Annotated in this window: 18 protein-coding genes; 10 read left to right on the forward strand and 8 right to left on the reverse strand. The window is 60.1% G+C overall.

What is annotated here, in order from left to right; genetic code table 11:
* Positions 1 to 147: 147 nt before the first annotated feature.
* From RHM68_RS19365 to RHM68_RS19400, 8 genes are all read left to right on the forward strand, one after another.
* The gene (locus RHM68_RS19365) at positions 148 to 1,671 is read left to right on the forward strand and encodes a fumarate hydratase (protein ID WP_322217940.1); all 1,524 of its coding nucleotides are present in this window, start codon (positions 148 to 150) and stop codon (positions 1,669 to 1,671) included.
* A gap of 280 nt (positions 1,672 to 1,951) precedes the next feature.
* Positions 1,952 to 6,484 (forward strand): SpvB/TcaC N-terminal domain-containing protein, encoded by a 4,533-nt coding sequence (locus tag RHM68_RS19370; protein WP_322217942.1) that lies wholly within the window; start codon positions 1,952 to 1,954, stop codon positions 6,482 to 6,484.
* Positions 6,481 to 9,264: an RHS repeat-associated core domain-containing protein gene (locus tag RHM68_RS19375; protein WP_322217944.1), complete on the forward strand. Its 2,784-nt coding sequence runs from the start codon at positions 6,481 to 6,483 to the stop codon at positions 9,262 to 9,264. Before RHM68_RS19370 ends, RHM68_RS19375 begins: the two co-directional genes overlap by 4 nt.
* 124 nt (positions 9,265 to 9,388) lie before the next feature.
* Positions 9,389 to 11,155 carry a sensor histidine kinase gene (locus RHM68_RS19380; protein WP_322223866.1) on the forward strand — a complete coding sequence of 589 codons (1,767 nt, stop codon included), beginning with the start codon at positions 9,389 to 9,391 and terminating at the stop codon, positions 11,153 to 11,155.
* Positions 11,149 to 12,483: a sigma-54 dependent transcriptional regulator gene (locus RHM68_RS19385; RefSeq protein WP_322217946.1), complete on the forward strand. Its 1,335-nt coding sequence runs from the start codon at positions 11,149 to 11,151 to the stop codon at positions 12,481 to 12,483. The genes RHM68_RS19380 and RHM68_RS19385 overlap by 7 nt, the downstream gene beginning before the upstream one ends.
* Before the next feature lie 252 nt (positions 12,484 to 12,735).
* Positions 12,736 to 14,061: an MFS transporter gene (locus tag RHM68_RS19390; protein WP_322217949.1), complete on the forward strand. Its 1,326-nt coding sequence runs from the start codon at positions 12,736 to 12,738 to the stop codon at positions 14,059 to 14,061.
* A 442-nt stretch (positions 14,062 to 14,503) separates the two neighbouring features.
* Positions 14,504 to 14,731 (forward strand): hypothetical protein, encoded by a 228-nt coding sequence (locus RHM68_RS19395; protein ID WP_322217952.1) that lies wholly within the window; start codon positions 14,504 to 14,506, stop codon positions 14,729 to 14,731.
* Between the two features lie 236 nt (positions 14,732 to 14,967).
* Positions 14,968 to 15,597: a flavin reductase family protein gene (locus RHM68_RS19400; RefSeq protein WP_322217954.1), complete on the forward strand. Its 630-nt coding sequence runs from the start codon at positions 14,968 to 14,970 to the stop codon at positions 15,595 to 15,597.
* Here RHM68_RS19400 and RHM68_RS19405 read toward each other — a convergent pair whose 3' ends face one another.
* Positions 15,598 to 15,828, reverse strand: coding sequence for a hypothetical protein (locus tag RHM68_RS19405; protein ID WP_322217956.1), 231 nt, complete (start codon positions 15,826 to 15,828; stop codon positions 15,598 to 15,600).
* 41 nt (positions 15,829 to 15,869) lie between these two features.
* Positions 15,870 to 16,223: a putative quinol monooxygenase gene (locus RHM68_RS19410; protein ID WP_322217958.1), complete on the reverse strand. Its 354-nt coding sequence runs from the start codon at positions 16,221 to 16,223 to the stop codon at positions 15,870 to 15,872.
* Between the two features lie 335 nt (positions 16,224 to 16,558).
* Between RHM68_RS19410 and RHM68_RS19415 the strand changes: the two genes are divergently transcribed.
* Positions 16,559 to 17,488 carry an AraC family transcriptional regulator gene (locus tag RHM68_RS19415; protein WP_322217961.1) on the forward strand — a complete coding sequence of 310 codons (930 nt, stop codon included), beginning with the start codon at positions 16,559 to 16,561 and terminating at the stop codon, positions 17,486 to 17,488.
* Between the two features lie 42 nt (positions 17,489 to 17,530).
* Here the strand turns inward: RHM68_RS19415 and RHM68_RS19420 are convergent, their stop codons facing one another.
* From RHM68_RS19420 to RHM68_RS19445, 6 genes are all read right to left on the reverse strand, one after another.
* Entirely contained in the window at positions 17,531 to 18,586 is a 1,056-nt protein-coding gene (locus RHM68_RS19420) for an ABC transporter ATP-binding protein (RefSeq protein ID WP_322217964.1), read from the reverse strand.
* A gap of 13 nt (positions 18,587 to 18,599) precedes the next feature.
* On the reverse strand, positions 18,600 to 19,448 hold the full coding sequence (locus tag RHM68_RS19425; protein WP_322217967.1) for an ABC transporter permease: 849 nt from the start codon (positions 19,446 to 19,448) through the stop codon (positions 18,600 to 18,602).
* On the reverse strand, positions 19,445 to 20,353 hold the full coding sequence (locus RHM68_RS19430; protein WP_322217970.1) for an ABC transporter permease: 909 nt from the start codon (positions 20,351 to 20,353) through the stop codon (positions 19,445 to 19,447). The genes RHM68_RS19425 and RHM68_RS19430 overlap by 4 nt, the downstream gene beginning before the upstream one ends.
* A gap of 186 nt (positions 20,354 to 20,539) precedes the next feature.
* Positions 20,540 to 21,643, reverse strand: coding sequence for an extracellular solute-binding protein (locus RHM68_RS19435; protein WP_322217972.1), 1,104 nt, complete (start codon positions 21,641 to 21,643; stop codon positions 20,540 to 20,542).
* Positions 21,644 to 21,860: 217 nt separating this feature from the next.
* Entirely contained in the window at positions 21,861 to 23,309 is a 1,449-nt protein-coding gene (locus RHM68_RS19440) for an aldehyde dehydrogenase family protein (RefSeq protein WP_322217975.1), read from the reverse strand.
* 8 nt (positions 23,310 to 23,317) lie between these two features.
* Positions 23,318 to 24,955, reverse strand: coding sequence for a 5-guanidino-2-oxopentanoate decarboxylase (locus RHM68_RS19445; RefSeq protein WP_322217977.1), 1,638 nt, complete (start codon positions 24,953 to 24,955; stop codon positions 23,318 to 23,320).
* Between the two features lie 159 nt (positions 24,956 to 25,114).
* Between RHM68_RS19445 and RHM68_RS19450 the strand changes: the two genes are divergently transcribed.
* On the forward strand, positions 25,115 to 25,996 hold the full coding sequence (locus tag RHM68_RS19450; protein WP_322217979.1) for a LysR substrate-binding domain-containing protein: 882 nt from the start codon (positions 25,115 to 25,117) through the stop codon (positions 25,994 to 25,996).
* Positions 25,997 to 26,077 lie beyond the last annotated feature (81 nt).

Here is a 26,077-nt window from a genome sequence, read left to right on the forward strand (position 1 = left end):
CGTCAGCGAGGCGCGCTATACTGCCGCGCCTTTTTAGTGTCGCGCCAGCAGCCCAGGCGTGCCTTGTACAGGTGCTTGCAACCGACCGACACACCCCCGTTGCAAGCGCCTTATTGAATGTTCCCGTCTTTTAGAGGAGCGCGACTCATGACCGTGATCAAGCAAGACGACCTGATACAGAGCGTCGCCGACGCCCTACAGTTCATTTCCTATTACCACCCGGTGGATTTCATCCAGGCGATGCACGAGGCCTACCTGCGTGAAGAATCGCCGGCAGCCCGCGACTCCATGGCGCAAATCCTGATCAACTCGCGGATGTGCGCCACCGGGCACCGGCCGATCTGCCAGGACACCGGCATCGTCACTGTCTTCGTCCGCGTGGGCATGGACGTGCGTTGGGATGGCGCCACCATGGGCCTGGACGACATGATCAACCAAGGCGTGCGCCAGGCTTACAACCTGCCGGAAAACGTCCTGCGGGCCTCGATCCTCGCCGACCCGGCGGGCGCTCGGAAAAACACCAAGGACAACACCCCGGCCGTTATCCATTACTCCATCGTTCCAGGTAACACCGTGGAAGTGGACGTGGCAGCCAAGGGCGGCGGCTCCGAAAACAAATCGAAGATGGCCATGCTCAACCCGTCCGACTCCGTCGTCGACTGGGTTCTCAAGACCGTGCCCACCATGGGCGCCGGCTGGTGCCCGCCCGGCATGCTCGGCATCGGTATCGGTGGCACCGCCGAAAAAGCTGCGGTGATGGCCAAGCAAGTGTTGATGGAGTCCATCGACATTCACGAGCTGATCAAGCGCGGGCCGTCCAGCCGCATCGAAGAGATGCGCCTGGAGCTGTTCGAGAAGGTCAACCAACTGGGCATCGGCGCCCAGGGCCTGGGTGGCCTGACCACCGTGCTCGACGTAAAAATCATGGATTACCCGACCCACGCGGCGTCGTTGCCGGTGTGCATGATCCCGAACTGCGCCGCCACCCGTCACGCACACTTCGTGCTCGACGGTTCCGGCCCGGCCTCGCTGGAAGCGCCGCCGCTGGACGCCTACCCCGAGATCGTCTGGGAAGCTGGCCCGTCGGCTCGTCGCGTTAACCTCGACACCTTGACACCAGAAGACGTGCAGAGCTGGAAGCCGGGCGAAACCGTTTTGCTTAACGGCAAGATGCTCACCGGTCGCGACGCGGCGCACAAGCGCATGGTCGAGATGCTGAACAAAGGTGAAACCCTGCCGGTGGACCTCAAGGGTCGCTTCATCTACTACGTGGGTCCGGTTGATCCGGTGCGCGACGAAGTAGTGGGCCCTGCGGGTCCGACCACGGCCACGCGGATGGACAAGTTCACCCGCCAGATCCTTGAGCAAACTGGCCTATTGGGCATGATCGGCAAATCCGAACGCGGCCCAACCGCAATCGAAGCGATCAAAGACTACAAGGCTGTTTACCTGATGGCGGTTGGCGGCGCGGCTTATCTGGTGGCGCAAGCGATCAAGAAATCGCGCGTGGTGGCGTTCGCCGAACTGGGGATGGAAGCGATCTACGAGTTCGACGTCAAAGACATGCCGGTGACCGTTGCAGTCGATAGCAATGGTGAGTCGGTACACATCACCGGTCCTGCCATCTGGCAGAAAAAGATCAGTGAAAGCCTGGCGGTAGAAGTGCAGTAAGCCCTTCACCCTCCAGACACGGCCCGGTCGTCTCCCCAGATGACCCGGCCGTTTTTTTTACCCTTGTCAAAACACCCAACACGTCATTGTGCGAGCAAGCCGGCTCGCACCCTGGAAGATTGGGGCAATCGTTATAAAAAGCCGTGTTCCGCACTCTATTTGTTCTAGAAATCCCGCCACCACCTGTCAGGTCTGACAGGTTACGCACCGCTGTCGAATTGATAGCGTTGATCCACCACGATGCCGCGCACAGAGCGGACTCGGGCCAGGATCAAACACAATGGAAGATCAAGCGTCGCTGAGCATCACCACTCCCTCCATTTCACGCAGTGGCTCAATTGCCACCGTGGGTAAAAGCTGGGGAGCGGTCGGTTTTACCGGCAGTGCCTCGTTCGAGCTACCGTTGCCGACCTCGGCTGGACGCGGCTTTGACCCGAGCCTGACGTTGCGCTACGACAGCCAGTCCGGCAACGGCCCCTTCGGGATCGGCTGGGGCGTGAACACCAGCGCCATCACTCGCCAAACCAGCAAAGGTGTGCCGCATTATCGCAGCGACGATGTGATGCTCGGCCCCGACGGCGAGGTGCTGATGCCGGACCTCGATGGCGCGGGCAACATACAATCGCGAGAAGAAACCCAGTACCGCGGCCTCGCGGTGGGCAAGCATCGTGTGGTCCGCTATCAGCCGCGAATTGAAAGCGCTTTCGCGTTGATCGAGTTCTGGCAACCGGAAAACAAACCGCCCTTTTGGCTGGTACACAGCGCTGAGGGCAGCCTGCACGTGTATGGCAAGAGCGTTGCTTCGCGCAGGGAAGAACCTCTGAACCCCGACTCGCCTGATGCCGCACCCCGTATCGGCGTCTGGCTGCTGCTCGAAAGCATCAACACGCATGGCGAACACATCTGCTACGACTACATTGCCGAAGATCAAACCCTCAGCCCTGATAGTGCGCACGACTACCGCGCGCAACGTCATCTGCATCGCGTGTGCTATGGCAATGTACTGGCCGGCGCAGATCTTTACGCCTGGACTGTTGAAAATCCGGCCTCGCTAAACTGGCACTTTCATCTGCTATTCGACTACGGCGAACGGGCCGGCGACTGGGATAAAAAACCGATCTATGGGCCGCCCTGGGAACCTGAAGATCAGTTGGCGCCGTGGCTGGAACGCAGCGACCCGTTTCACTTTTATGGCTACGGTTTCGAAATCGGCACCCGACGCCTGTGTCAGCAAGTGTTGATGTTTCATCACTTCCCTGAAGAGCTCGGGCCAGCACCCACGCTGGTGCGACGTCTGTTGCTCAAGTACAGCCCCACAGCGCAGGGCTACAACCAATTGGTATGCGCGCACTATCAGGCGTATGACGCCAGCGGCGCGATGGAGCCACTGCCACCGGTGCAATTCGACTATTCGGCATTCGAGATCAACACCCAGCCCAGCGCTTTTTTCCCGTTCGACCGCATGCCCGGTCTTGAGGATGGCCAGCGTTATCAATGCGTCGACCTGTTCGGCGAGGGCGTGCCGGGCTTTTTGTGTCGCTACGACCAGTGTTGGTATTACCGCGAGCCATTGCGCAGCGAATCCGGGGGCGATCACATCACCTATGGCCCGTGGACCGCACTGAGCCAGATACCGCTCGCCAATCGCAATAGCCCAGCGCTACAAATCCTCACCGACCTGACCGGTGACGGTCGCCTGGACTGGATCATCGCCCAACCGGGCCTGAGCGGTTTTCACACCCTCAACCCCGACCGCAGTTGGTCCGGGTTTATCCCGTTCAGCGCATTCCCGGTGGAGTATTTCCACACCTTGGCGCAACTGGGTGATTTGACCGGCAATGGCCTCAGTTCCCTGGCCTTGATTGGCCCGAGAAGCGTGCGCCTGTACGCCAATCGTCGCGAAGACGGGTTTGCCAAGGGTCAGGATGTACCCCATGAACCTGATGCCGATCGCTTACCACTGTTCAGCAACTCACGCAGCGAACTGGTATTGCTGGGCAATATGCTGGGCAGCGACATGAGCGAGCTGTGCCGCATTCGGCACAACGAAATCAAATGCTGGCCGAACCTCGGTCACGGGCGCTTCGGCCGTGGCTTTGTCATGAGCGCCCTGCCCTTCACCTACGCTAAGTTCGATGCCGAGCGCGTGCGCATTGCCGACCTGGACGGTTCCGGGGCTCCGGCGCTGATTTACCTCAACTCCGATGGCTTCGACATTTATTTCAACCGCGGCGGCAGTGGCCTGGAGCAAACGCCGGTACGCGTGCCCTGGCCTGAAGGGATGCGCTACGACAACCTGTGCCAGGTGACATTCGCCGACCTGCAAGGCCTGGGTTGCAGCAGCCTGATCCTGAGCGTGCCGCACATCGAGCCGCGGCACTGGCGCTATGATTTTGTCGACACCCGGCCTTACCTGCTGAATGCCAGCAACAACAATACGGGCTGCAACACTCAAGTGACGTACCGCAGTTCGGCGCAGGAATGGCTGGATGAAAAGCAGCAGTTGTTCTTGCATAAAACACTTGCAACGTCGTACCTGCCGTTCCCGATTCAAGTGGTCAAGGAACAGTCGCAGTTGGATGAAATTACCGGCAATCGCTTGGTGCAGTCAGTGAGTTATGCCGAGGGCAGCTACGACGGTTTCGAACGAGAGTTCCGTGGCTTCGGCCGGCTCTGCCAGACCGACTGCGAAACCATCGAGAGCAAAGATGACATTGGCTTCACAGCACCCGCACGGGTCTACACCTGGTTTCATACCGGACGACAGGTCGACGGGCCACGCGATGGCTATTTCAATCGTGACCTCGAGGCTCGACCGCTGGGCGATACGCTGTTCTGCCGCTACCACGCCAACGATAGGATCGACGAGCCGCGCGTTCCCGACGAAACCAGCGCCCGGGAAATCGCCCGCGCACTGGCGGGCTCGGTATTGCGCACGGAACTCTATGGGCTGGACGACAGCCTGAGCACGCTGTTGCCGTATCAGGTGCAAGAATACCGCTACAAAGTCCGCGAGCTGCGTGCGAAAGACCCACATGCGCCCTACGCAATCCTGATGCCTTCGCTACTGGAAACCATCAGCTATCAGTACGAGCGCTTTATTGATGACCCGCTGTGCCAGCATGAAATCACGTTGGCCCAGGATGAGTTCGGTCAGCCAACCCATTCGCTGACCCTTCACTACGCCCGACGCAGAACCGAGGACGACACCCCGCCGTTCGATGACACCGATGAGCAGGGCTGGTGGCGTGACGCCCATGACCCGGCCCAGCAGTCTTATTACCTGAGCGAAAGCCGCACCGAGTTCATTCACCTCACCGACCCTCAGGGTTGGCGCCTCGGACTGCCTTATCGGCAGCGCGGCAATGCGCTGAAATTACCCAAAGGCTCGCTCCCCACGGGGCTCAACCCCGAAGACATCAGCTATGAACGCATGGTGGAACATCACAACAGCGCTGCCTGGAATGAACAGCGGGAACTGACGACACAGGCCGTCCAGCGTTATTTGAAAACCGCAGATCGCATCACGCCACTCGCCGATGGCAGCGCCGAGTTCGAAGCATTGGCCGCGCCCCAGGAAATCGCCCAACTCGACGAAACCGCGCTGAACGCTTATGACGCGTTGCCAGCACCGTTCGACATCCGGGCAGAACTGGCGAAGATCGGCTACGTGCCTATGCCGCTGTTTCTTGAACCGGACCCTGCGCAAGATCAGAAGAAAAACCTGTGGTCGGCACGTTACGGCTACGCAGCTTACGGTGGCCCTGCCAACTTCTACAACGTGAGCGAATACCACGAAACCCAAAGTCACGGCACAACCCAAGCCGTCTATGACACGTACAGCCTGGCGATCACCCAGGTCACCCTGCCGGACGACTGCACCACCCGAGTCGCGCACGACTACCACGCGCTGCAACCGTTGCGCATCATCGATGCCAACGAGAATATTATGGAGGCCATTTACGAACCCTCGGGGCAGCCGCTGGCCATCAGTTTTTACGGAACCGAAAATGGCAAGGCTGCCGGGTTCAGGCCGCTGGATGAATACATCCGCCCCGACAACGCTCTGCCTGATCCAGCCATCGCCGACCCACCCGCCGCGCTGCAAAAAGCGGCCAGTGTGCTGCGTAAAGACCTGTTCAGTTGGATGGGCCAACTTCCTGAATCGGCGCGGCAACAACCTGATTGGCTGGCCGGCTGGATCGCTCAAGGCTATGTGCTGCCTAGCCTGCACATCTGCGCCAGTGCGCGTGCGCGCCTGCCCAGGCTCAAGCTTCGAACACCGGCCGAACAGACGCTCAAGACCCTCATCGCAACCACGCCTCGTGAGCCCGTGCATAGCGTGGTGCTCACCGCCGACCGCTACCACGATGATCCGCTGCGGCAGATCCAGATCATCAAGGCCTGCGTAGACGGTTTCGGTCGTGCGTTGCAAACACAGCAACGGGTCGAGCCGGGGATGGCCTTCAGCGCCGATGAAAACCTCGAACTGGAGGTGGTGGACGGCAAACCGGTTGAGCAATTAGCGAACCCACGCTGGCGCATCAGCGAACGAGTCGAATACAACAATAAAGGTGCGGTGACCCGAGTGTTCCGCCCTTATTTCTGCAACACCCATGGCTATATTCGCGACCAGTCCGTTCGTGAGTTCGGGTATCACGACCAACAGTTCTACGATCCGCTGGGCCGGCCGATCAAAGTGATCAGTGCCAAAGGCTATGAGTCATTCGAAACCCTGCATCCGTGGTATCACGCCAGCCATGACTTTAATGACACCGAGTCGTCCCAAGCCAGCGAGGTAGTTGAGCCATGATCACTACCGTGCATTCGCGGACCCCTACGCTGGCGGTCAATGACGGTCGCGGACTGCCGGTTCGACGGGTCGATTACCTGCGTAAAGCGACGGGTGCCGTGGTGGAAACGCTTATCACCCGCCAACACCATAACGTCCAGGGCCGACTGATCGAACACTGGGATCCACGCCTGTTCGGCGTCGCGCCCAAACCCAATATCTCCAACGTCTATAGCCTCTCGGGCGGGCCACTGAACGTTGACAGCGTCGATGCCGGGTGGCGCCTCAACCTTGCCGGCGTTTCCGGTGAGGTGCTTCATCGCTGGGACCAACACGGCAATCACTGGCAAACCACCTATGACAAGCTATTACGTGTTACCGCCCTTGAGGAAAACACCCGACCAAACGTCGAACGCTTTACCTATGCGGATACCATGGCGGACGCCGGGCACAACCTGCGCGGCCAGATGATTGAACACATCGACCCGGCCGGGAGCTTGAAAATAGAGGGCTACAGCCTGGGCGGCCAGGCATTGAGCGAAACCCAACTGTTTGCCAATGGCCAGGGTTATCGCAGCCAGCGGATTTTCAGCGCACTCGGTGTCGTGCTGGATCAAACCGATGCCGGCAATCATCAGCAACTGTTTCGCCACGACATTGCTGGGCAACTCTGGCAAATGCAGCTGCGGCTCGACCCGGCAGGCGAAGTTCAAGGCATCATCACCGAGGCGCACTACAACGCCGCCGCGCAGCTCATCGAGCAGCGCGCGGGCAACGGCGTCATCAACACCTGGGTGTACGACGCCGCGGATGGCCTGCTCACGGAACAGCAAGCCGGCTTGCCCGGCCGGCCACGGTTGCAACACCTCAGCTACCGCTACGATCGGGCCGGTAATGTCCTGGACATCGACGATCAGACCTTTACGCCCGTGTTCTTCGCTAACCAGCGCGTCGACGGCCACCGCGCATTCAGCTATGACTCTTTGTACCAACTGACCAGCGCCAGCGGTTTCGAGACCGAGACGCCTCAACTGCGTCCGGGCTTGCCGACACCGGTCATACCCACCGACAGCGGCCAACTCTACAACTACACCCAGCACTATGCATACGACACGGGCGGCAACCTGAACACCTTGCGTCATGTCCGCTCGGGCAATAATCACACGCAAACGATGCGCATCGATCCCCACAGCAACCGCGCAGTGCGCTGGACTGAGGGTGATGCAGAACCGGTGTTCGGCGAGCACTTCGATGCGCACGGCAATCTGCTGCTGATCCAAAGCGGCCAGCCACTGACTTGGAACAGTCGCGATCAACTGACTATCGCCCGACTGGTGGAACGCAGCGGCGGACCCAACGATGAAGAAACCTACCTCTATAGCCAAGGCCAGCGCGTCAGCAAACGACTGGTGACCCAGGCGCAATCGGTGTCCCACGTCCGACAGGTGCTCTACTTGCCTGGGTTGGAAATTCGCACCCTGGACGACACCGAAGAACTGCACGTCATCACCTTGGACAAGGTGCGCTGCCTGCACTGGGTCAAGGGCAAACCGGCGACTATAGAGCAGGATCAACTGCGCTTTAGCCTCGACGATCACCTCGGTTCCAGCCCCCTGGAACTGGACCGCGACGGTGCGCTGATCAGCCAGGAAATCTATTACCCCTTTGGTGGCACGGCGTGGTGGGCGGCAACCTCGCAGGTGCAGGCAGATTACAAAACCATTCGTTATTCGGGCAAGGAGATGGATGTCAGCGGGCTTTATTACTACGGCGCGCGGTATTACGCGCCGTGGTTGCAACGCTGGGTGAGTGCCGATCCGGGGGGCGATGTGGATGGGCTGAATTTGTTCGCGTTTGTCGGAAACAACCCGCTGCGCTATGTCGACCCCGAAGGAGGCTCCAGAGAGGAAAACGTGATTGTTCTCTATTCAGGTTTTATTTCCGTCCTGGGTGGTTATGCCGAGCAGACACTCGGGCAGGTCGACAACATCATCCACCAGAAGAACATCGCCAGCAGTCTCTTCAAGAATCTGCTGGGCGAGACATTCCTGGGGGTCATTGGCTATGAAGGCGGAGTAATCGGCACCCCACTAGCAGGCTCCGTTCTTCCCGGCGCGCCTCATGCCCTTCAATTCACCGACCCGAACGCGTTGACCGGGGGCAACCTCGGCGGGGATGTTGCCGGCGCGCTGGGAGAACCCGTCACAAGCAGCCTGGGGTTGATATCCGCGCTCATCCCGCAAACCTCGAAGATGTCGATTGCCGTGATCGACAGCGCACTGGGGCTCCCCGCCGCTGCCAACGAGATAAAACCCAACGGGAGCAGCATCAAGGACGAGTGGATTCACCCGGCGCTCAACGCCGTGCTAAACCCGGAGTTTCTGATGAACAGAGTGATGGCTACGTGGTTGTCGATTATTCCTGGCACCCTGAATATGTTTGCCCGAGCGGTGGAGGCCGAAGATATCAAGAACCGCCTCGACCCGGTCAAAGTCGCCAAGATCGAGGCCATGACCGCCGAATGGAAAACCGCTACCGAGCAACGCTGGACCTGGGCGCAAAATGCGTTCAATGCGTTGGGCACAGACACGTTGAACCCGGCTGACGTCCTTCCCAACGTCAACCACATGACCCCCAAAGCGATGCTTGCGCCGATCACCCGGGCTGGATTGCAGCACGCCACCACCCAAACTCTCGACTACATCAGCCGCATTCAAAAGGGCATTGCCAACTACAAGGAAATGGGCACCACAGACAATCAATTTCTGGCGCGCCACGCGAAAAAAGCCTCTCGAAAATGAGCGAGCCTTGCGCTCTTCATGCGTGAAACTGCCCGTACTCCGGCAGATGCCATCAGTGGAGGCGGATATGCGGGCGCAGCAGCATGCTATCGTGCGCCCCCGTATTGCTGACTGTTACCACGCCATGCTTGCGACTTCTCGAACCCTGCGCCTGACGCTTTACACATTGTTGATCGTTGCCGGTGCGGTCGTGGCCGCTGGTTTCGCCATGCGTCATGCCGAGCGCCAGGCCCTGGAAGAAGACGCCGCCCGCGCCAATCAACAACTGGCGCTGTACGCCAATTCTCTGCACACCCTGATCGACCGTTACCGCGCCCTGCCCGCCGTGCTGGCGCTGGACCCGGAACTGCGTTCGGCCCTCGATGGCCCGGTGAGTCCTGAACAACAGGACCTGCTGAACCGCAAACTGGAAAAAATCAACGGTGCGGCACAGTCCTCAACGTTGGAGTTGCTCGACCACACCGGCCTAGCCGTGGCCGCCAGCAACTGGCGCCTGTCCAGCAGTTACGTCGGCCACAACTACGGCTTTCGCCCCTACTTCAGCCAGACCCGCACCCAGGGCAGCGGGCGCTTTTACGCGGTAGGCGTCACCAGCGGTATTCCGGGTTACTTCCTGTCCAGCGCGGTGACCGGCGACCATGGCGAGTTCCTCGGCGCCATGGTGGTCAAACTCGAATTCCCCGAACTTGAGCGCGAATGGCGCCAAGGCAGCGACACCCTGCTGGTCAGCGATGCACGCGGCATCATTTTCATTGCCAACCAGCCCGGTTGGCGTTATCGCCAGTTGAAACCGCTGAACGACAGCGATCACGCCGAACTCAAAGCCACCCGTCAATACGACAAGCAACCGTTGACGCCCCTGGACTACCAATCAATACGTCGATTCGATCACAACAGTGATCTGGCGCAGGTTGATGGTCCGGACGGCACGGCGCAGTACCTTTGGGAATCCCTGCCACTGCCCGCCGAAGGCTGGACGTTGCACCTGTTGCGGCGCCCGCAAGTCGCTTTCGAAGACAGCCGCAATGCCGGCCTCGCCGCCGCCGGGTTGTGGTTAGCCGTGGTGTTTCTGTTGCTGTTCCTCAACCAGCGCTGGCGCCTGGCAAGGATTCGCCAGCGCAGCCGCGAAGAACTCGAACAACTGGTCGAAGAGCGCACCCGCGATCTACGTACCGCCCAGGACGGCTTGGTGCAATCAACCAAACTGGCAGCGCTGGGGCAGATGTCCGCCGCGCTGGCCCATGAAATCAACCAGCCGCTGACCGCCCAACGCATGCAACTGGCGACCTTGCGCCTGTTGCTGGATCACGGCCGGGTCGATGACGCGTACAAAGCGCTCAAGCCGGTGGATGACATGCTGACGCGCATGGCTGCACTCACCGGGCACCTGAAAACCTTCGCCCGCAAAAGCCCCAGCGGCCTGCGCGAACGCCTCGACCTGGCGGCGGTGATCGATCAGTCCCTGCAATTGCTGGAGACGCGCCTGCGTGATGAAAACATCAGTACCGTCTTACACCTGACGCGCCCGGCCTGGGTGCGCGGCGATGCGATTCGTCTGGAACAAGTGCTGATCAACTTGTTGCGCAATGCCTTGGACGCCCTGCACGACACACCCTGCAAGCGCCTGGAAATCCGACTGCAAGCCGACGAGCAAGTGTGGCGCCTGAGCGTCATCGACAATGGCTGCGGCATCGCGCCGGACCACTTGGCCAACGTCTTCGATCCGTTTTTCACCACCAAACCGGTGGGCGAAGGTTTAGGTCTGGGGCTGGCGGTCTCGTTCGCCATTGCCCACGAATCCGGCGGGCGCCTGAGTGCCGACAATCACGACAACGGCGCGGTGTTCACCCTGACCTTGCCGATCGACCTGGAGGTACACCTTTCATGCTGAATTCGGTGATGGTGGTGGACGACGAAAGCAGCATCCGCAGCGCTGTCGAACAATGGCTGAGCCTGTCGGGGTTCGAGGTGCAACTGTTTAGCCGCGCCGATGAGTGCCTGGCGCAGTTACCCAAACACTTTCCGGGGGTGATTCTCAGCGACGTGCGCATGCCAGGCATGACCGGCCTGGAACTGCTGGCCGAAGTGCAACGGCGCGACGCCGACTTGCCGGTGATCCTGCTGACCGGTCACGGCGACGTGCCGATGGCGGTCGAAGCCATGCGCGATGGCGCCTACGATTTTCTGGAAAAACCCTTCAGCCCTGACACCCTGCTCGGCAGCCTGCGTCGGGCCTTGGATAAACGCCGGCTGGTGCTGGAAAACCGCGCTCTGCACGTGCAGGCCGACAACCGCGCCAAACTCGATGCCACACTGCTGGGAGTCTCCCGAGGCTTGCAGACCTTGCGCCGGCAGGTGCTGGACCTGGCGGCGTTGCCGGTCAACGTGCTGATTCGCGGTGAAACCGGTAGCGGTAAAGAGCTGGTCGCCCGCTGTCTGCATGACTTCGGGCCGCGGGCCGACAAGCCGTTCGTGGCGCTAAACTGCGCGGCGATTCCCGAGCAACTGTTCGAGGCCGAGCTGTTCGGCCACGAGAGCGGCGCCTTCACGGGGGCCACGGGCAAGCGCATTGGCAAGCTGGAATACGCCGACGGCGGCACCTTGTTTCTCGACGAAATTGAAAGCATGCCGCTGGCGCAGCAGGTCAAATTGCTGCGGGTACTGCAAGAGCAGAAGCTTGAGCGGTTAGGGTCCAATCAAAGCATCCGCGTGGACTTGCGGATCATTGCCGCGACTAAACCCGACCTGCTCGACGAAGCCCGGGCCGGGCGCTTTCGCGAGGATTTGGCGTATCGCTTGAACGTAGCCGAGTTGCGCCTTCCACCGCTGCGCGAGCGCCGCGAAGACATTCCATTGCTGTTCGACACCTTCGCCCACCACGCCGCCGAGCGCTTGGGTCGCACGTTTGCGCCCTTGAGCGGCCCGCAACTGAGCCGTCTGCTGAGCCACGACTGGCCAGGCAATGTACGCGAACTGGCCAACGTCGCCGAGCGTCAGGTATTGGGCCTTGGTGAACCGGAACCGGCCGGCGCCGACCCGGGCCAGTCACTGGCAGCGCAGCAGGAAGCGTTCGAAGCCCATTGCCTGCGTGCCGCGTTGACTCGACACAAGGGCGATGTGAAAGCGGTGCTAGAAGAACTGCAACTGCCACGCCGCACCTTCAATGAAAAGCTGCAACGGCATGGATTGAGCCGGGAGATGTTCCTGCACGACAGCTGACTTTGGCAGTGACTCTGATGGCCTCATCGCGAGCGAGCTTGCTCGCGAGGACGCGTGTACGAACAGAGCAACGCCCGGCTCACGTAAGCGGATTTTCGCCCATCACACACGCCACACCAGCGGATTTCCGCTCAAAAAGTTCCGCCCTCCCCTCTAAACCGGCCCTGCGCCATGTGGCACAGCTTCTGCTATAGCCCCATCAGGCTGCGTTTACACGCGCTCCACAAAAACAATTAAATGAAGGATCCTTCAATGGATAACTCCAACACCCTGCCTCTTGGGGCGGCTGTCGTGCCGGCCAAAGAAAGAACCACTTCCAGCCGTATCAAATCGATCTTCAGCGGCTCGGTCGGCAACATGGTCGAGTGGTATGACTGGTACGTATACGCCGCGTTTTCCCTGTACTTCGCGAAGGCTTTTTTCCCTGCCGGTTCCACCACCGCACAACTGATGAACACTGCGGCGATCTTCGCCGTGGGCTTCCTGATGCGTCCAATCGGTGGCTGGTTGATGGGCCTTTACGCCGACCGTGCCGGCCGTAAAGCGGCGCTGATGGCGTCCGTCCTATTGATGTGCTTCGGCTCACTGCTGATTGCCCTGAGCCCCGGTTATGAAACCATCGGCATCGGCGCGCCGATCCTGCTGGTCTTTGCCCGTCTGCTCCAGGGCCTGTCGGTGGGCGGCGAGTACGGCACCTCGGCAACCTACCTCAGCGAAATGGCGACCAAGGAACGTCGCGGCTTCTTCTCCAGCTTCCAGTACGTGACCCTGATCTCTGGCCAGCTCATTGCCCTGGCGGTGCTGATCGTGCTGCAACAGGTACTGACCACTGAACAGTTGTACGCGTGGGGCTGGCGCATCCCGTTCGCCATCGGCGCCTTGTGCGCGGTCGTGGCGCTGTACCTGCGTCGCGGCATGGAAGAAACCGAGTCGTTCACCAAGACCAAAAAAGAGAAAGCCAAGGAAAGCGCCATGCGCACCTTGATGCGTCATCCCAAAGAGCTGATGACCGTGGTCGGCCTGACCATGGGCGGCACCCTGGCGTTTTACACCTACACCACGTACATGCAGAAATACCTGGTGAACACGGTCGGCATGAGCATCACTGACTCCACCAGCATTTCCGCGGCCACCCTGTTTCTGTTCATGTGTTTGCAACCGTTCGTGGGGGCGCTCTCGGACAAAGTAGGCCGACGGCCAATCCTGATTGCCTTCGGGGTGCTGGGTACATTGTTCACCGTGCCGATCCTGACCACACTGCACACTATCCAGACCTGGTGGGGCGCGTTCTTCCTGATCATGGCCGCGCTGATCATCGTCAGCGGCTACACCTCGATCAATGCGGTAGTCAAAGCCGAGCTGTTCCCTACCGAGATTCGTGCGCTGGGCGTTGGCTTGCCGTATGCGCTGACCGTATCGATCTTCGGCGGTACGGCTGAATACATTGCGTTGTGGTTCAAGAGCATCGGCATGGAAACCGGCTACTACTGGTATGTCACGGCGTGTATCGCGGTGTCGTTGATCGTGTACGTGACCATGAAAGATACACGCAAGCACTCGCGGATCGAGACCGACTAAGCGCTGCGTTTGTAGCGGCGGTCAGGGCCTCTTCGCGGACACGCTCGCCCACAGGTAACTCATCGCGCCTGTTGGAGCTGGCTTGCCCGCGAAGGGCATGACTCGGTCTTGACGCCGCTCGGTAACCGAGCGCTGGGCAGACGTGCGCTGTGCGTAAGCTGCCCGCGTCATCTCACCAGAAAATTTCCCGCCAATACGCGCGATAAGCCAAGTCGTCGCGCAGTCAGTGCAGTCTGAAAAAACGGTCATGTCAGGGATTCGCCCGGATTAATCAGCGGTTAATCGCGGGAATCCATCCTGCCCCTGCCTGATCGATTAATTGCGTTGAGCCCACTCAGCCTTGAAAACGAAAAAGTCTGACGACCTTAACATCTAATTAATCGATATTTTTTAGCCTTAAGTTGCATTTTTAAATCAACTTAAATGACCTGGAGTCACTGACATGAAAACCCAACTCTTCCTTGCCTTGGCCTTGTCCGTCATGGCCGCGAACACCTTCGCCAATGACGGTTTCGATAAAACCGGCACAGCGACCTTCATCTCCCAAAGCGCGACCGCTCAGTCGGGCTCCACCGCAGTGGCCTCCGACAGCGCCGACCACGCGACAAAGGAAGGCGCTATCGCTGCCGACGGCACGGATAAAACCGCCCTTGGCCGCATTGATAGCTAATGCGCCAAGAGGACTTCACAGCCCGGCTCGACCGGGCTTGTTTATGGGCGTCAGCAAAAAGCTGAAGGCACCGCAGAACCTGTTGACCCAGTGGATACAGGTTCCAACTCTACGGCGGGCTGATCCCGCGTTTTCGCGAGCAGGCTCGTTCCTCAAAGGATTCTCCATCCGACTGGAAATAACCGGCTCAGCCTTGCACTATTGCCCGACGAAAACGCTCTCAGGAACCCCGCACCATGCCCGAAGACATCCACTACTACGAACCCGCCAACGGCCACGGCCTGCCTCACGATCCGTTCAACGCCATCGTCGGCCCGCGTCCCATCGGCTGGATTTCCTCCCAGGATGCCAACGGTCGCTTGAACCTGGCGCCGTATAGTTTCTTCAACGCCTTCAACTACATCCCGCCGATCATTGGTTTTTGCAGCGTGGGTCGCAAAGACAGCCTGAACAACATCGAGCAGACCGGCGAGTTCGCCTGGAACCTGGCCACCCGGCCGCTGGCCGAGCAGATGAACCAGAGCTGCGCCATGGTGCCGCCCGAGGTCAACGAGTTCGAACTGGCCGGGCTGACTACCGCCGCATCCACCGTTATTCAAGTGCCACGGGTCGCCGAGAGCCCGGTGTCCTTCGAATGCAAGGTCACCCAGATCATTCAGTTGCAGCGCGCAGACGGAAACGTGGTGCCCAGTTGGCTGATTCTTGGCGAAGTGGTCGCCGTGCATATCGCCAAATGGCTGTTGAAGGATGGGGTGTACGACACCGCCGCGGCAGAACCGATTTTGCGCGGTGGTGGGCCGGCTGATTACTTCCAGTTGGGGCCTGAGGCCTTGTTCAAGATGTATCGCCCAGGGGCGGCAAAGTAACTACCAGATCAGGTCGCCGTCTTCGCTGACGTCCTTGAGACGTGTCAGCTCCAGCGCGGCGGCTTCGTCGGCATCGTGGGCGGTTTTGAAGGTCTGGTCTTCCAGCACTGTGTGAAAGCGTGGCGCACCCGAGCCACCGATGGCTTTGGTGGCGATGGCCGCGTGATAACCACCCTCTCGAGGGACTACAGCGGAAACTGCTTCGAATTGATCAAAGGCTTTACGTGCCATGTCTCGGCTCCTGGCTTAGTGGGAATGGCCTTATTAAACCTTCAACCCGCCAGTTTGTGTACCCAGGCACTGGTTTGGCCGAGGGCCTCGGTGGCAGAAACGTCGTTGAAGGTGTGAAAGTCGAGGCTCTTAACCACCAGGTCCTGCACCAGTTCGGCAAAAATCTGCATCGCCGGGGTGTTGAAATAAGCGGTCATGGCGTGCTGGTGCGTCCAGAAGCCGGACACCAGCCAAAGTTCTGGATCGCATTGTGAATGTTGCAGCGAGAAACTCAGGCAGCCGCTGGCAGCGCGCGAAGGCTCGATCAACGTACTCAAGCGCGCACCCAGTTCTGCCGAGCGTCCAACGCTGGCACGGATAAAAGCCATATGACTGACGGGGATTTGCGTAGACATGTTCACCCTCCCAGGGAGTCCAGTGGCAGCCATGGGACGGGCTGCGACAGGGTCAAAGGTTAGGCGGCGCGGCGCGATGGCCGTTAGTCGATTCCTGCCGGCTTATTGCACAATCCTGCGCGCCAACGCAAAAAGTCGTTCCGGAGTAACGCCCACGCGTCGCGAGCATGACACAGAGGTTTCAAGCAAGTTTCAGCGTTTGCGAGCCGTTCTTACCCTTTCTGGCATCAGCCCCGCGCAGGATCAGGCAAGCTTTTGGCAGGATGCGTCTACCGCTTTTGCTTGCACAAACTTAAGCTCGGCCCATCTCCAACGCGTCACCGAGGATAACCGGCATGTCGTCGCTCGATCACTTGCAAGCCCCGCTGGACGCCGACATGGAAAAACAGCGTGCGGAACTGGCCGACATCATCCGGCGTAATACCCTGGACGACGGCACGTATGCCACCGCCGTAGGCTCGCTGAGCATGTCGCGCCACAGCCAATCCCATGACTTCGCCCCGGTGCTCGCGCAACCCGCGTTGTGCATCATGGCCCAGGGACGCAAAGAAGTTCGGCTGGCCGACGAATACTTCAACTATGACCCGCTGAATTATCTGGTGGTCTCCGTCTCGATGCCCCTCAGCGGGCGGGTGGTGAATGTCACGTCCGAAGAGCCGATCCTCGCCGTGCGGCTGGACATCGATCCGGCAGAAATCACCGCGCTGATTGCCGACGCCGGACCGCTCGGCGTGCCCACGCGGCCCATTGGTCGAGGGCTGTATATCGAACGGATCGACACCGCGATGCTCGATGCAGTGCTGCGCCTGGCGCGCCTACTGGACACACCGAAAGACATCGCCATGCTCGCGCCGCTGATTCGCCGGGAGATTCTGTATCGACTGCTGCGCAGCCAGCAGGGCCATCGATTGTATGAAATTGCGATCGCCAACAGCCAGAGTCACCGCATCAGCCAGGCGATCAAATGGCTCAACGGCAATTATGAACAACCGTTGCGCATCGATGACCTGGCGCGAGAAGTGAACCTGAGCGTGTCAACGCTGCATCACCGGTTCAAGGCAATGACGGCGATGAGTCCGTTGCAGTATCAAAAGCAACTGCGCCTGCAAGAGGCGCGGCGCTTGATGCTGGCCGAGGGGCTGGAAGCATCGGCGGCGGGGTATCGCGTGGGGTATGAAAGTCCCTCGCAGTTCAGCCGTGAGTACAGCCGCTTGTTTGGGGCGCCGCCGCTTCGGGATTTGGCGCGGTTGCGGTTGACTGTTTGACCCGGATTGAGCAGTGCCACAGCGGCCCCCGCGCCTCAAAAATCAGGCGGTTAGTACCCGGCACGCCTCAGACGGAAGGGTCACCGACACCGAATGGCCAATGCTCAAACCCAAACCCTGGCACGGCGTGCTCAATGCAGTAAACGACACCCCGGAACACTCCACCGTGGTTTCAATCGTCGCGCCGATATCGCGTATAAACGTCACTTTGCCCAGCAACCGATTGCCCGCTGTGGCCTGCGGTTGCGACAGTTGCAAGTCTTCCGGACGAATCAGCATCTTGACCTTCTGCCCCACCACAATGCTGCTGCAAATCGGCACTTGCAGCGCCTCACCGCCCGGCAGCCCAACCTTGCCGTTGCCCAGGGCGGTAGCCGGGAAGATGTTCCCCGAACCAATAAAGTCCGCCACGAACTCGTTGGCTGGGTGTCGATAGATTTCAATCGGTGTGCCCACCTGTTGCACCCGATGCTCACCCAACACCACCACGATGTCGGCCATGGTCATGGCCTCGCGCTGATCGTGGGTAACCAGGATGGTGGTGATGTTCAAGCGTTGTTGCAGTTGACGAATTTCCACTTGCATGGACTCACGCAACTTGGCGTCCAGCGCTGAAAGCGGCTCATCCAGCAGCAGGATTTTTGGCCGCGAAGCAATCGCCCGGGCAATCGCCACGCGCTGACGTTGCCCACCGGAAAGTTTCGAAACAGGACGATCGATCATTTCCTGCAACTGAATCAGTTGCAGCAACTCCACCACCCGCGCCTGCTGATCGACTTTGCTGACGCCACGCAGTTTCAGCGGGTAAGCAATGTTTTCGCCCACTGTCATGTGCGCAAACAGCGCCAGTGATTGAAACACCATGCCGAAGTTGCGCAGGTGCGCCGGGGTGTGGCCAATGTCTTCACCGTCCAGGCGAATCTCGCCGCCGGTCAGGGTTTCGAGCCCGGCAATCATCCGCAGCAAGGTGGTTTTGCCGCAGCCCGACGGGCCGAGAAAACACACCAGTTTGCCCTCGGGCAAATGCAGGTTTACATCCTTTACCGCGCAGGCCGAGCCGTAATGTTTCTCGACGTTTTCCAGAATCAGACCAGTCATGTTGCACCTCAAATCAAAAGGAAACGCCACCTTCGCCCACCAGCTTCTCCAACGCCCAAATGAGGACGAAGTCGATCAGCACGATCAGCACGGCAAACGAGAAAACGGTGGGATCGAGCGAGGACACGGTGCGGCTGTACATCCAGATCGGCACGGTCATGACGTCGATGGTGTAGAGAAAATAGGTCACGGTGAACTCGTTGAACGAGACGATGAACGCCAGCAGCATCCCTGCCAGAATCCCCGACTTCATCAACGGCACCACCACATCGACAATCGCCCGGGTCGGCGAAGCGCCGAGCATCTGTGCGGCCTCCTCGACTTCGCTGCCGATGGACAGCATCGCCGCCGTGCAGTTTTTCACCACGAACGGTAACGCCAGAATGACGTGGGCAATCACTAAGCGCGAGGTGGTCATCTGGAACGGCAGGCTGTCGAACACCAGCAGCAACGCCAACCCCAGCACCACCATTGGAAACACCAGCGGCAGCGACATCAATTGCAGGGCCACGGCTTTACCGCGGAACTCGCAACGAGTCAGCGCATAGGCGGCCGGCACCGCAATAATCGTGGCGAAGACCATGGTCAGGCAGGCGACCATCAGGCTGGTGGTCATGGCTTTGCCGAGGCTCAGCACGTCGCTGGCGTCCGGAGAGACGAAGGTAGTCCAGGCGGCCCGATACCATTGCAGGCTATAGCTGCTGGGCGGGAAATCGAGATTCGACGCACCGCTGAACGACATCACGATCATGGTCAGGATCGGCAGTACCGCGAGCAGCAGAATAAAGCCAGACAACACACCGGCAAAGGTGCCCGTTTCGCCGGGCAGCAGCGAGTGACGCTTTTTGATCAGGGTGCTCATTGGGAAGCCTCCAGCCTGCGCCGACGGCGGCCAGTGATGTATTCAGACAAGGTCATGATCGCCAGGGTGGTGATGATCAGTACCACGCCGGCAGCGGAGGCAGCGGGCCAGTTCATCAGTGGTGCGATCTGGTCATGGACCATTACCGCCAGCATCGGCACCCGTCTGCCACCGAGTAGCAACGGCACCACGAAGCTGCTGGCGTTGTAGGCAAACACCAACGTCGCGCCGGTGATAATCCCCGGCAGGCTCATGGGCAGCACGATTTGGCGGAACACCTGAAAGCGACTGGCGCCCAGGGTGGCAGCGGCTTCTTCATAAGTGCGGGCGACGCCACGCATGGCGCTGGCAATCGGCAGCACGGCCAGCGGGAACGCGGTTTGCACCAGGCCCATCAGCACGCCGTTCTGGTTATAGAGCAGCATTATCGGGCGCTTAATCAGGCCCAGCCCCATCAATGCCTGATTGAGCATCCCGGCCGGCCCCAGAATCACCAGCCAGCCATAGCTTTGCAGCAGCAGGTTGACCAGCAATGGCAGCAGCACCGCGGCCAGAAAAATCCGCCGCACAAACGGTGAAGTCAGGCGCGACATGGTGTAGGCCACCGGGATTGCCAGCAGCACCGCGATCACCGCGCTGAACAGGGCCAGGCGCAAGGTCAGCATCAGGGATTTGAGGTAATAAGGTTCCAGCAACTGGGCGTAACTGGCCAGGCTGAACCCGCTCCACTCCGCGCCCTTGGTGCCCACGCTCATGCGTAAAACCAAGAGGCTGGCGGCGATCAATACGCCGAGAAACAACATCGAGGGCGACAGGAAAAGCCAGGCGCGCGTGGTCGGCGACACACCACGGCGTGAACGCACGGGTGTGGCGACGACCGGATGAGTCAGGGGTTGATGTTCCATAGCAAAGGTCTCGTCAATGGAAAGCAGCTGGCAAACACAGGCCTTAAAACACCCTTGAACCCTGTGTGAGCGGGCTTGCCCGCGAACGCAATCTTTCAGATCAATAGTGACTGTCAGTCTGCATTCGCGATCAGGCTCGCACACCGTGGATTTATGGCGATTTCAACACCTGTGTTCGCCACTCGATCAGGAAGAAAAGATTTCCGTGTAGCGACGAATCCATTGGTCATGCACGGTGGCCAGGAAGGCGTTGTCGTGCATGATCGCCTTGTCGGCAATCTGCTCTGGCGTAAGGATGTACGGGCTCTTGCGTGCTTCGGCGGAGATGATCGCCTTGGCGTTGACCGGGCCGTTGTAGATGTCTTCGGCCATTTTGCCCTGCACCAGCGGGTCCAGAGAGTGGTCGATAAAAGCGTAGGCCAGATCGGTGTCGCCGGGACGATTCTTTGGCATCACCGACAGCATCAGGTCGGTGTAGAAACCTTCCTTCATACCGAACGTGGCGCCGAGGCCGTAGGCCGGGTCCCGAATCTGCTTCGGGAAAAATGCCGGGGCATACAAGCCGCCCATGTCCAGCGAACCGGTGCGGAACAGCTCGGCGATCTGGTTCGGGTTTTCGCCGAGGGTCACGACGCGATCCTTGAGCTCGGCGAGTTTCTTGAAGCCAGGTTCTACGTTGTGTTCGTCACCACCGGCCAGTTTGGCGGCGATGATGATCAGGTCCATCGCCTCGGTCCAGTTCGGCGGCGGCAGAAAGATGTTAGGTGCCCGCTCCGCGTCCCACAGGGCGGCGTAGCTGTCCGGCGCTTCTTTCTGGGTGCGCGTGCTGTAGACCAGGCTGTTGCACCACAGTAAGTAACCGATGCCGTGACCGTTGGCGCCAGTACGGTATTTTTCCGGCACGTCGACCAGGTTTGGAATGCGGTTGAGGTCAGGTTTTTCCAGGAGCCCGGCGGCGGCCAGACCTTCGGCGCCGACGCCCGCCAAGGTGATGATGTCGTACTGCGGACGATCACCGCCGGCCTTGAGTTTGGCGACCATTTCCGAGGTGCTGCCGGTGCGGTCAGCGATAACCTTGGCGCCGGTTTTGGCCTCGAAGGTTGCCGCGATATTGCGCAATGCGGCCAAGCCGGTGTCATCCGACCACGTCAGCAGCCGCAGGGTCTTGCCCTGAAAGCGCGTGTCGCTGGCGTTTGCCCGGATGAACGGGATGCTCATGGCTGCCGCTGCGACCGAAGCCACGCCCACGGTTTTGATGAATTGCCGTCTGTTCAGATCATGCTGGCCCATGAAGGACTCCCTTTGTTTTTTTAAGTATGAGGTTGGTCGCAACCGTTGCATCCGCGTACTCAAATCCGCTTCAAGCCCCGGTTTAAAAGGGCTTTAGCTGAGCTGACGGGTTCATCCTGAGGTCGAGCAAAACACCTGACTATCGATAAAAACTCATTGAAGCCATGACGCCAGCGCATGCCTCGTTTCGAGGCATGCGCTCACCTTTTTCGTGCCGTCAGACCGCGCGAATCACGTGTTTCATTTCCTGGAACGCCTGCAAACCCCACGGCCCCAACTCGCGGCCGATGCTGCTCTGTTTGTAGCCGCCCCAGGCCGTCTGCGGGAAGATCACTTGCGGTGCGTTAATCCACACCAGCCCGGCCTGCAAGGCATTGGCGACCCGATTTGCCGCTGCGCTGTCGCGGCTCACAACGCTGGCCACCAGACCAAACTGGCTGTCGTTGGCCAGGGCAATCGCCTGCGCCTCCGAGGCAAAACTACGCACGCAGATCACCGGGCCAAAAATCTCTTCGCACCACAGCGCACTGTCCAGGGGCACTTCAGTGAAGACGGTAGGCTGTAAAAAATAGCCGCGCGGCAGGTCTGGCGGACGATGACCACCGCACATCAGTTTGGCACCGGCACTCAAGCCACGATCGATGTGGCCCAGTACCCGTTGATATTGCGCCTGATTGACCAACGCCCCCATCTCCACGTTCGGGTCGAACGGGTCGGCGACACGAATCGCCTCGGCGCGCTCCTGCAAACGGATCAGGAACTCATCCGCCAGTTCATCGGCGACCAATACACGGCTGGTGGCCGAACACATTTGCCCGGCGTTGAAGAACCCACCGCCGCAGGCCAATTCCACGGCCAGTTGAATGTCTGCATCGGCCAGCACCAGCAGCGAAGATTTACCGCCCAGCTCCAGGCTCACGCCTTTGACGGTTTCCGCCGCACGCTGCATGACCTGCACCCCGACGGCGTTGCTGCCAGTGAAAGAGATCTTGGCGATGCGCGGATCCGCCGACAGTGGCGCGCCGACCGCCAGGCCGGTCCCGCAGACCACGTTGAACACACCGTTGGGCAGGCCGGCGTCGGCAATGATGGCCGCCAGTTCCAGCTCCGGCAGCGGCGTAACCTCCGAGGGTTTGAGCACTACGCAACACCCGGCGGCCAGCGCCGGAGCGAGCTTCCAGGCGGTGGTGACCATCGGGAAGTTCCACGGCACGATCAACCCCACCACACCACAGGGTTCACGACGCAGGCGCGCACTGAAGTCGTCGCTTGGCAGCTCGACGGCGCTGTCCTGCTGGCCATCAAGCGCTTCAGCCAGGCCGGCGTAATACTCAAAGGTCGCGATCACGTCATCGACATCAATGGCCGCTTCGAACAACGGTTTGCCGTTGTTGCTCGACTGCAACTGCATCAACTGTTCACGACCGGCCTGCACGCCAGCGGCGATTCTGCGCAGGGTCGCACCACGCTCGGCACCGGTGGTTTTCGACCAGTCGATAAAGGCGTTGGTCGCGGCACTGATGGCGTGCTCGACGGCGTATTCATCGCCACCCTTGACGGTGGTGAGCAGCGCTTCGGTGGCGGGGTTGATCACGCGCAAATGCTCTTTGCCAGCGGACCATTGACCATCGATGTACAGGCCATCCAGCGCCGTTGGAAACGTCATGCGAACGCTCATTTCGACACCGCCTTCATCCACTGCGTCTGATCAATTTCAATCAGCGTCGGGCCCTGACGGTCGGTGGCGGTGCGCAAGGCTTTGCGCAGTTGTTCAACGCCGTTGACGGCTTCGGCAGCACAGCCCAGCGCTTTGGCCACGCCGATAAAGTCCGGGGTATAAATATCGACGCCTACCGGCTCGATGGCGCGGTTGACCATGTATTTTTTGATTTCTTCGTAGCCCTGGTTATTCCACAACAACACGATCACCGGCGTGCGTGCTTCCACGGCGCTGGCCAGTTCCGGCAGGGTGAATTGCAGACCGCCGTCACCGATCAGGCACACCACAGGCGGGCGCACACCGCTTTCGACGCTACCACCAAGCCAGGCACCAATCGCCGCTGGCAAGGCGTAACCCAGGGTGCCGTAACCGGTGGATGAGTTGAACCACCGACGAGGGCGCTCCGGGTTGAAGGTCAGGTTGCCGGTGTACACCGGTTGGGTCGAGTCGCCGACAAATACTGCATTCGGCAATTCGTGCAAGACGATTTCGAGGAAACGGGTCTGGGCCAGGGTCGGTGCATCCCAGCTCGCCGCCAATTCTTCTCGCAAACGTGCAGCCCGTACCGGGCCCCAATCGTTGCGGCGCTCGGCCAGAGACGTGTGGGACAACGCACTCAGCAGCGCCTTCGCGGCATGGCGAGCATCGGCCACCAACGCCACCTGCGGTGGGTAGTTGCGCACGGTCTGGTCCGGATCAATGTCAATGCGCAACAGTGCGCCGGGAATGTTGAAGCCACCGGCGAAGGTCACGTCGTAATCGGTCTCGGCCAGTTCGGTGCCGATGGCCAGCACGACGTCGGCCTCGGCCACCAGGGCCCGTGTCGCCAGCAGGCTCTGGGTCGAGCCAATCAACAAGGGGTGGGCGGATTCGAGCAGGCCCTTGGCATTGATGGTCAGGGCCACCGGGGCGCCCAACAGTTCGGCCAGTTCAGTTAACTCGGCCGCCGCCTCGATGGCCCCGCCACCGGCGAGAATCAGCGGACGTTTGGCACCGGCCAACAACGTCGTCATACGGGCGATGGCGGTCGGCGAAGCCCCCGCGCGGTCGATGTTTACGGGGACGCTGGCGAGTAACTCGTCAGCCTCTTCCACCAGCACGTCCAACGGAATCTCGATGTGTACCGGGCGCGGACGACCGGCCTGAAACAGCGCAAAAGCGCGGGCCAATACACCCGGTAGTTCAGCCGCCGACATCAAGGTGTGGGAAAACGCTGCGACGCCGCCGACCAATGCACGTTGGTTCGGCAGTTCATGAAGCTTGCCGCGTCCACCGCCCAACTGGCCGCGGGACTGCACACTGGAAATCACCAGCATGGGGATCGAATCGGCGTAGGCCTGGCCCATGGCCGTGGTGATGTTGGTCATGCCCGGGCCGGTGATGATGAAGCACACACCCGGTTTGCCGCAGGTGCGCGCGTAGCCGTCAGCCATGAAACCGGCACCCTGCTCGTGACGCGGAGTCACGTGGTTGATGCTCGAACGGGCCAGCCCGCGATACAACTCAACGGTATGCACCCCAGGAATGCCGAACACCTGCTCGACACCGTAACCTTCGAGTAGCTTGACCAATACTTCGCCGCACGTCGCCATGTCGTTGCCCTTTTTGTTCGTTTGAGACACCGGGCCCGCGCAGTGTTTATGATGCGTTGGCAAGCCCAGGGATGGCCTCATTGGAACGGGCGACACATCGCCGCAACAATGGATAAAAAATCATACTAGCCATGTCCTCACGTCATACCTTGGGTCTCTATGAAACGATTGCCTCCCCTGCCCGCCCTGCATACGTTTCTAATCACCGCGCAGTGCTGCAACTTCACCCGGGCCGCCGAGCAGTTACACATCACACAGGGTGCGGTGAGCCGACAGATCGCAGGCCTGGAAGATCACCTGGGTTATGAGCTGTTCATCCGTCAGGCCCGTGGCCTGGACCTGACCGCCGAAGGGCGGGAGTGGCTGCCGCGCGTGCAGCAAATTTTCGGCCTGATCGACGAGGCGGTGGAGCAGATCGGCGCCAAGCGCGAAACCCTGCAACTCAAGGCCCCGACCTGTGTCATGCGCTGGCTTTTACCGCGTCTGCTGCAATGGAAAAAAGAACGCCCGGACATACCGGTAGAACTGACCACTACAGTCAGGCACGGCGTGGACTTTCATCGCGAGCAGTTCGATGCGGCAGTGATGTATGGCGCGCCGCCGGACACTGCGCTGGCCTCTCATCACCTGTTCGATGAACAACTGACGCCGGTCTGCTCCCGGCCACTGCTTGAAGGGCCTGTGCCATTGCAGGTGCCGCAAGATCTGGAGCAACATCTGCTGCTCCATCCCACCCGCGATGAGCGCGACTGGAAAGCCTGGCTGGCGAGCGCCGATGTTCACGTGAGCAATGTCGACAAGGGTCAGCATTTCGAGACGCTGGACCTGGCGATGTCCATGGCCTCGCAAGGAACAGGCGTGGCGATCGGGGATTGGTCGCTGATCGGCGATGATTTGAGTGCCGGAAGGCTGGTCATGCCGTTTGAGTTGAAGGTCAGAACGGGGTTGGCGTATTACCTGGTGATGCCACAAAAGCCTGCACCTTCGCCGAAGTTACAGGAATTATTGCGGTGGTTGGTGGCACAGGCACAGGCGCGGTGATGGCCAAAAAAGCGTCGCCAGCAGGCTCGCGTCCCTATTGAAATGCGATCAAATGCGGGAGCGAGCCTGTTCGCGAGTGGT

Origin of the sequence: Pseudomonas sp. DC1.2 (assembly GCF_034351645.1) — a bacterium.
Lineage (GTDB): Bacteria > Pseudomonadota > Gammaproteobacteria > Pseudomonadales > Pseudomonadaceae > Aquipseudomonas.

Coding starts and splice junctions, on each gene's coding strand:
- RHM68_RS19435 (WP_322217972.1), bottom strand. CDS start 21,643: ATGGGCCAGCATGATCTGAACAGACGGCAATTCATCAAAACCGTGGGC.
- RHM68_RS19420 (WP_322217964.1), bottom strand. CDS start 18,586: ATGACTGGTCTGATTCTGGAAAACGTCGAGAAACATTACGGCTCGGCC.
- RHM68_RS19400 (WP_322217954.1), top strand. CDS start 14,968: ATGCCCGAAGACATCCACTACTACGAACCCGCCAACGGCCACGGCCTG.
- RHM68_RS19365 (WP_322217940.1), top strand. CDS start 148: ATGACCGTGATCAAGCAAGACGACCTGATACAGAGCGTCGCCGACGCC.
- RHM68_RS19380 (WP_322223866.1), top strand. CDS start 9,389: ATGCTTGCGACTTCTCGAACCCTGCGCCTGACGCTTTACACATTGTTG.
- RHM68_RS19390 (WP_322217949.1), top strand. CDS start 12,736: ATGGATAACTCCAACACCCTGCCTCTTGGGGCGGCTGTCGTGCCGGCC.
- RHM68_RS19415 (WP_322217961.1), top strand. CDS start 16,559: ATGTCGTCGCTCGATCACTTGCAAGCCCCGCTGGACGCCGACATGGAA.
- RHM68_RS19430 (WP_322217970.1), bottom strand. CDS start 20,353: ATGGAACATCAACCCCTGACTCATCCGGTCGTCGCCACACCCGTGCGT.
- RHM68_RS19385 (WP_322217946.1), top strand. CDS start 11,149: ATGCTGAATTCGGTGATGGTGGTGGACGACGAAAGCAGCATCCGCAGC.
- RHM68_RS19375 (WP_322217944.1), top strand. CDS start 6,481: ATGATCACTACCGTGCATTCGCGGACCCCTACGCTGGCGGTCAATGAC.
- RHM68_RS19405 (WP_322217956.1), bottom strand. CDS start 15,828: ATGGCACGTAAAGCCTTTGATCAATTCGAAGCAGTTTCCGCTGTAGTC.
- RHM68_RS19440 (WP_322217975.1), bottom strand. CDS start 23,309: ATGACGTTTCCAACGGCGCTGGATGGCCTGTACATCGATGGTCAATGG.
- RHM68_RS19425 (WP_322217967.1), bottom strand. CDS start 19,448: ATGAGCACCCTGATCAAAAAGCGTCACTCGCTGCTGCCCGGCGAAACG.
- RHM68_RS19450 (WP_322217979.1), top strand. CDS start 25,115: ATGAAACGATTGCCTCCCCTGCCCGCCCTGCATACGTTTCTAATCACC.
- RHM68_RS19395 (WP_322217952.1), top strand. CDS start 14,504: ATGAAAACCCAACTCTTCCTTGCCTTGGCCTTGTCCGTCATGGCCGCG.
- RHM68_RS19445 (WP_322217977.1), bottom strand. CDS start 24,955: ATGGCGACGTGCGGCGAAGTATTGGTCAAGCTACTCGAAGGTTACGGT.
- RHM68_RS19370 (WP_322217942.1), top strand. CDS start 1,952: ATGGAAGATCAAGCGTCGCTGAGCATCACCACTCCCTCCATTTCACGC.
- RHM68_RS19410 (WP_322217958.1), bottom strand. CDS start 16,223: ATGTCTACGCAAATCCCCGTCAGTCATATGGCTTTTATCCGTGCCAGC.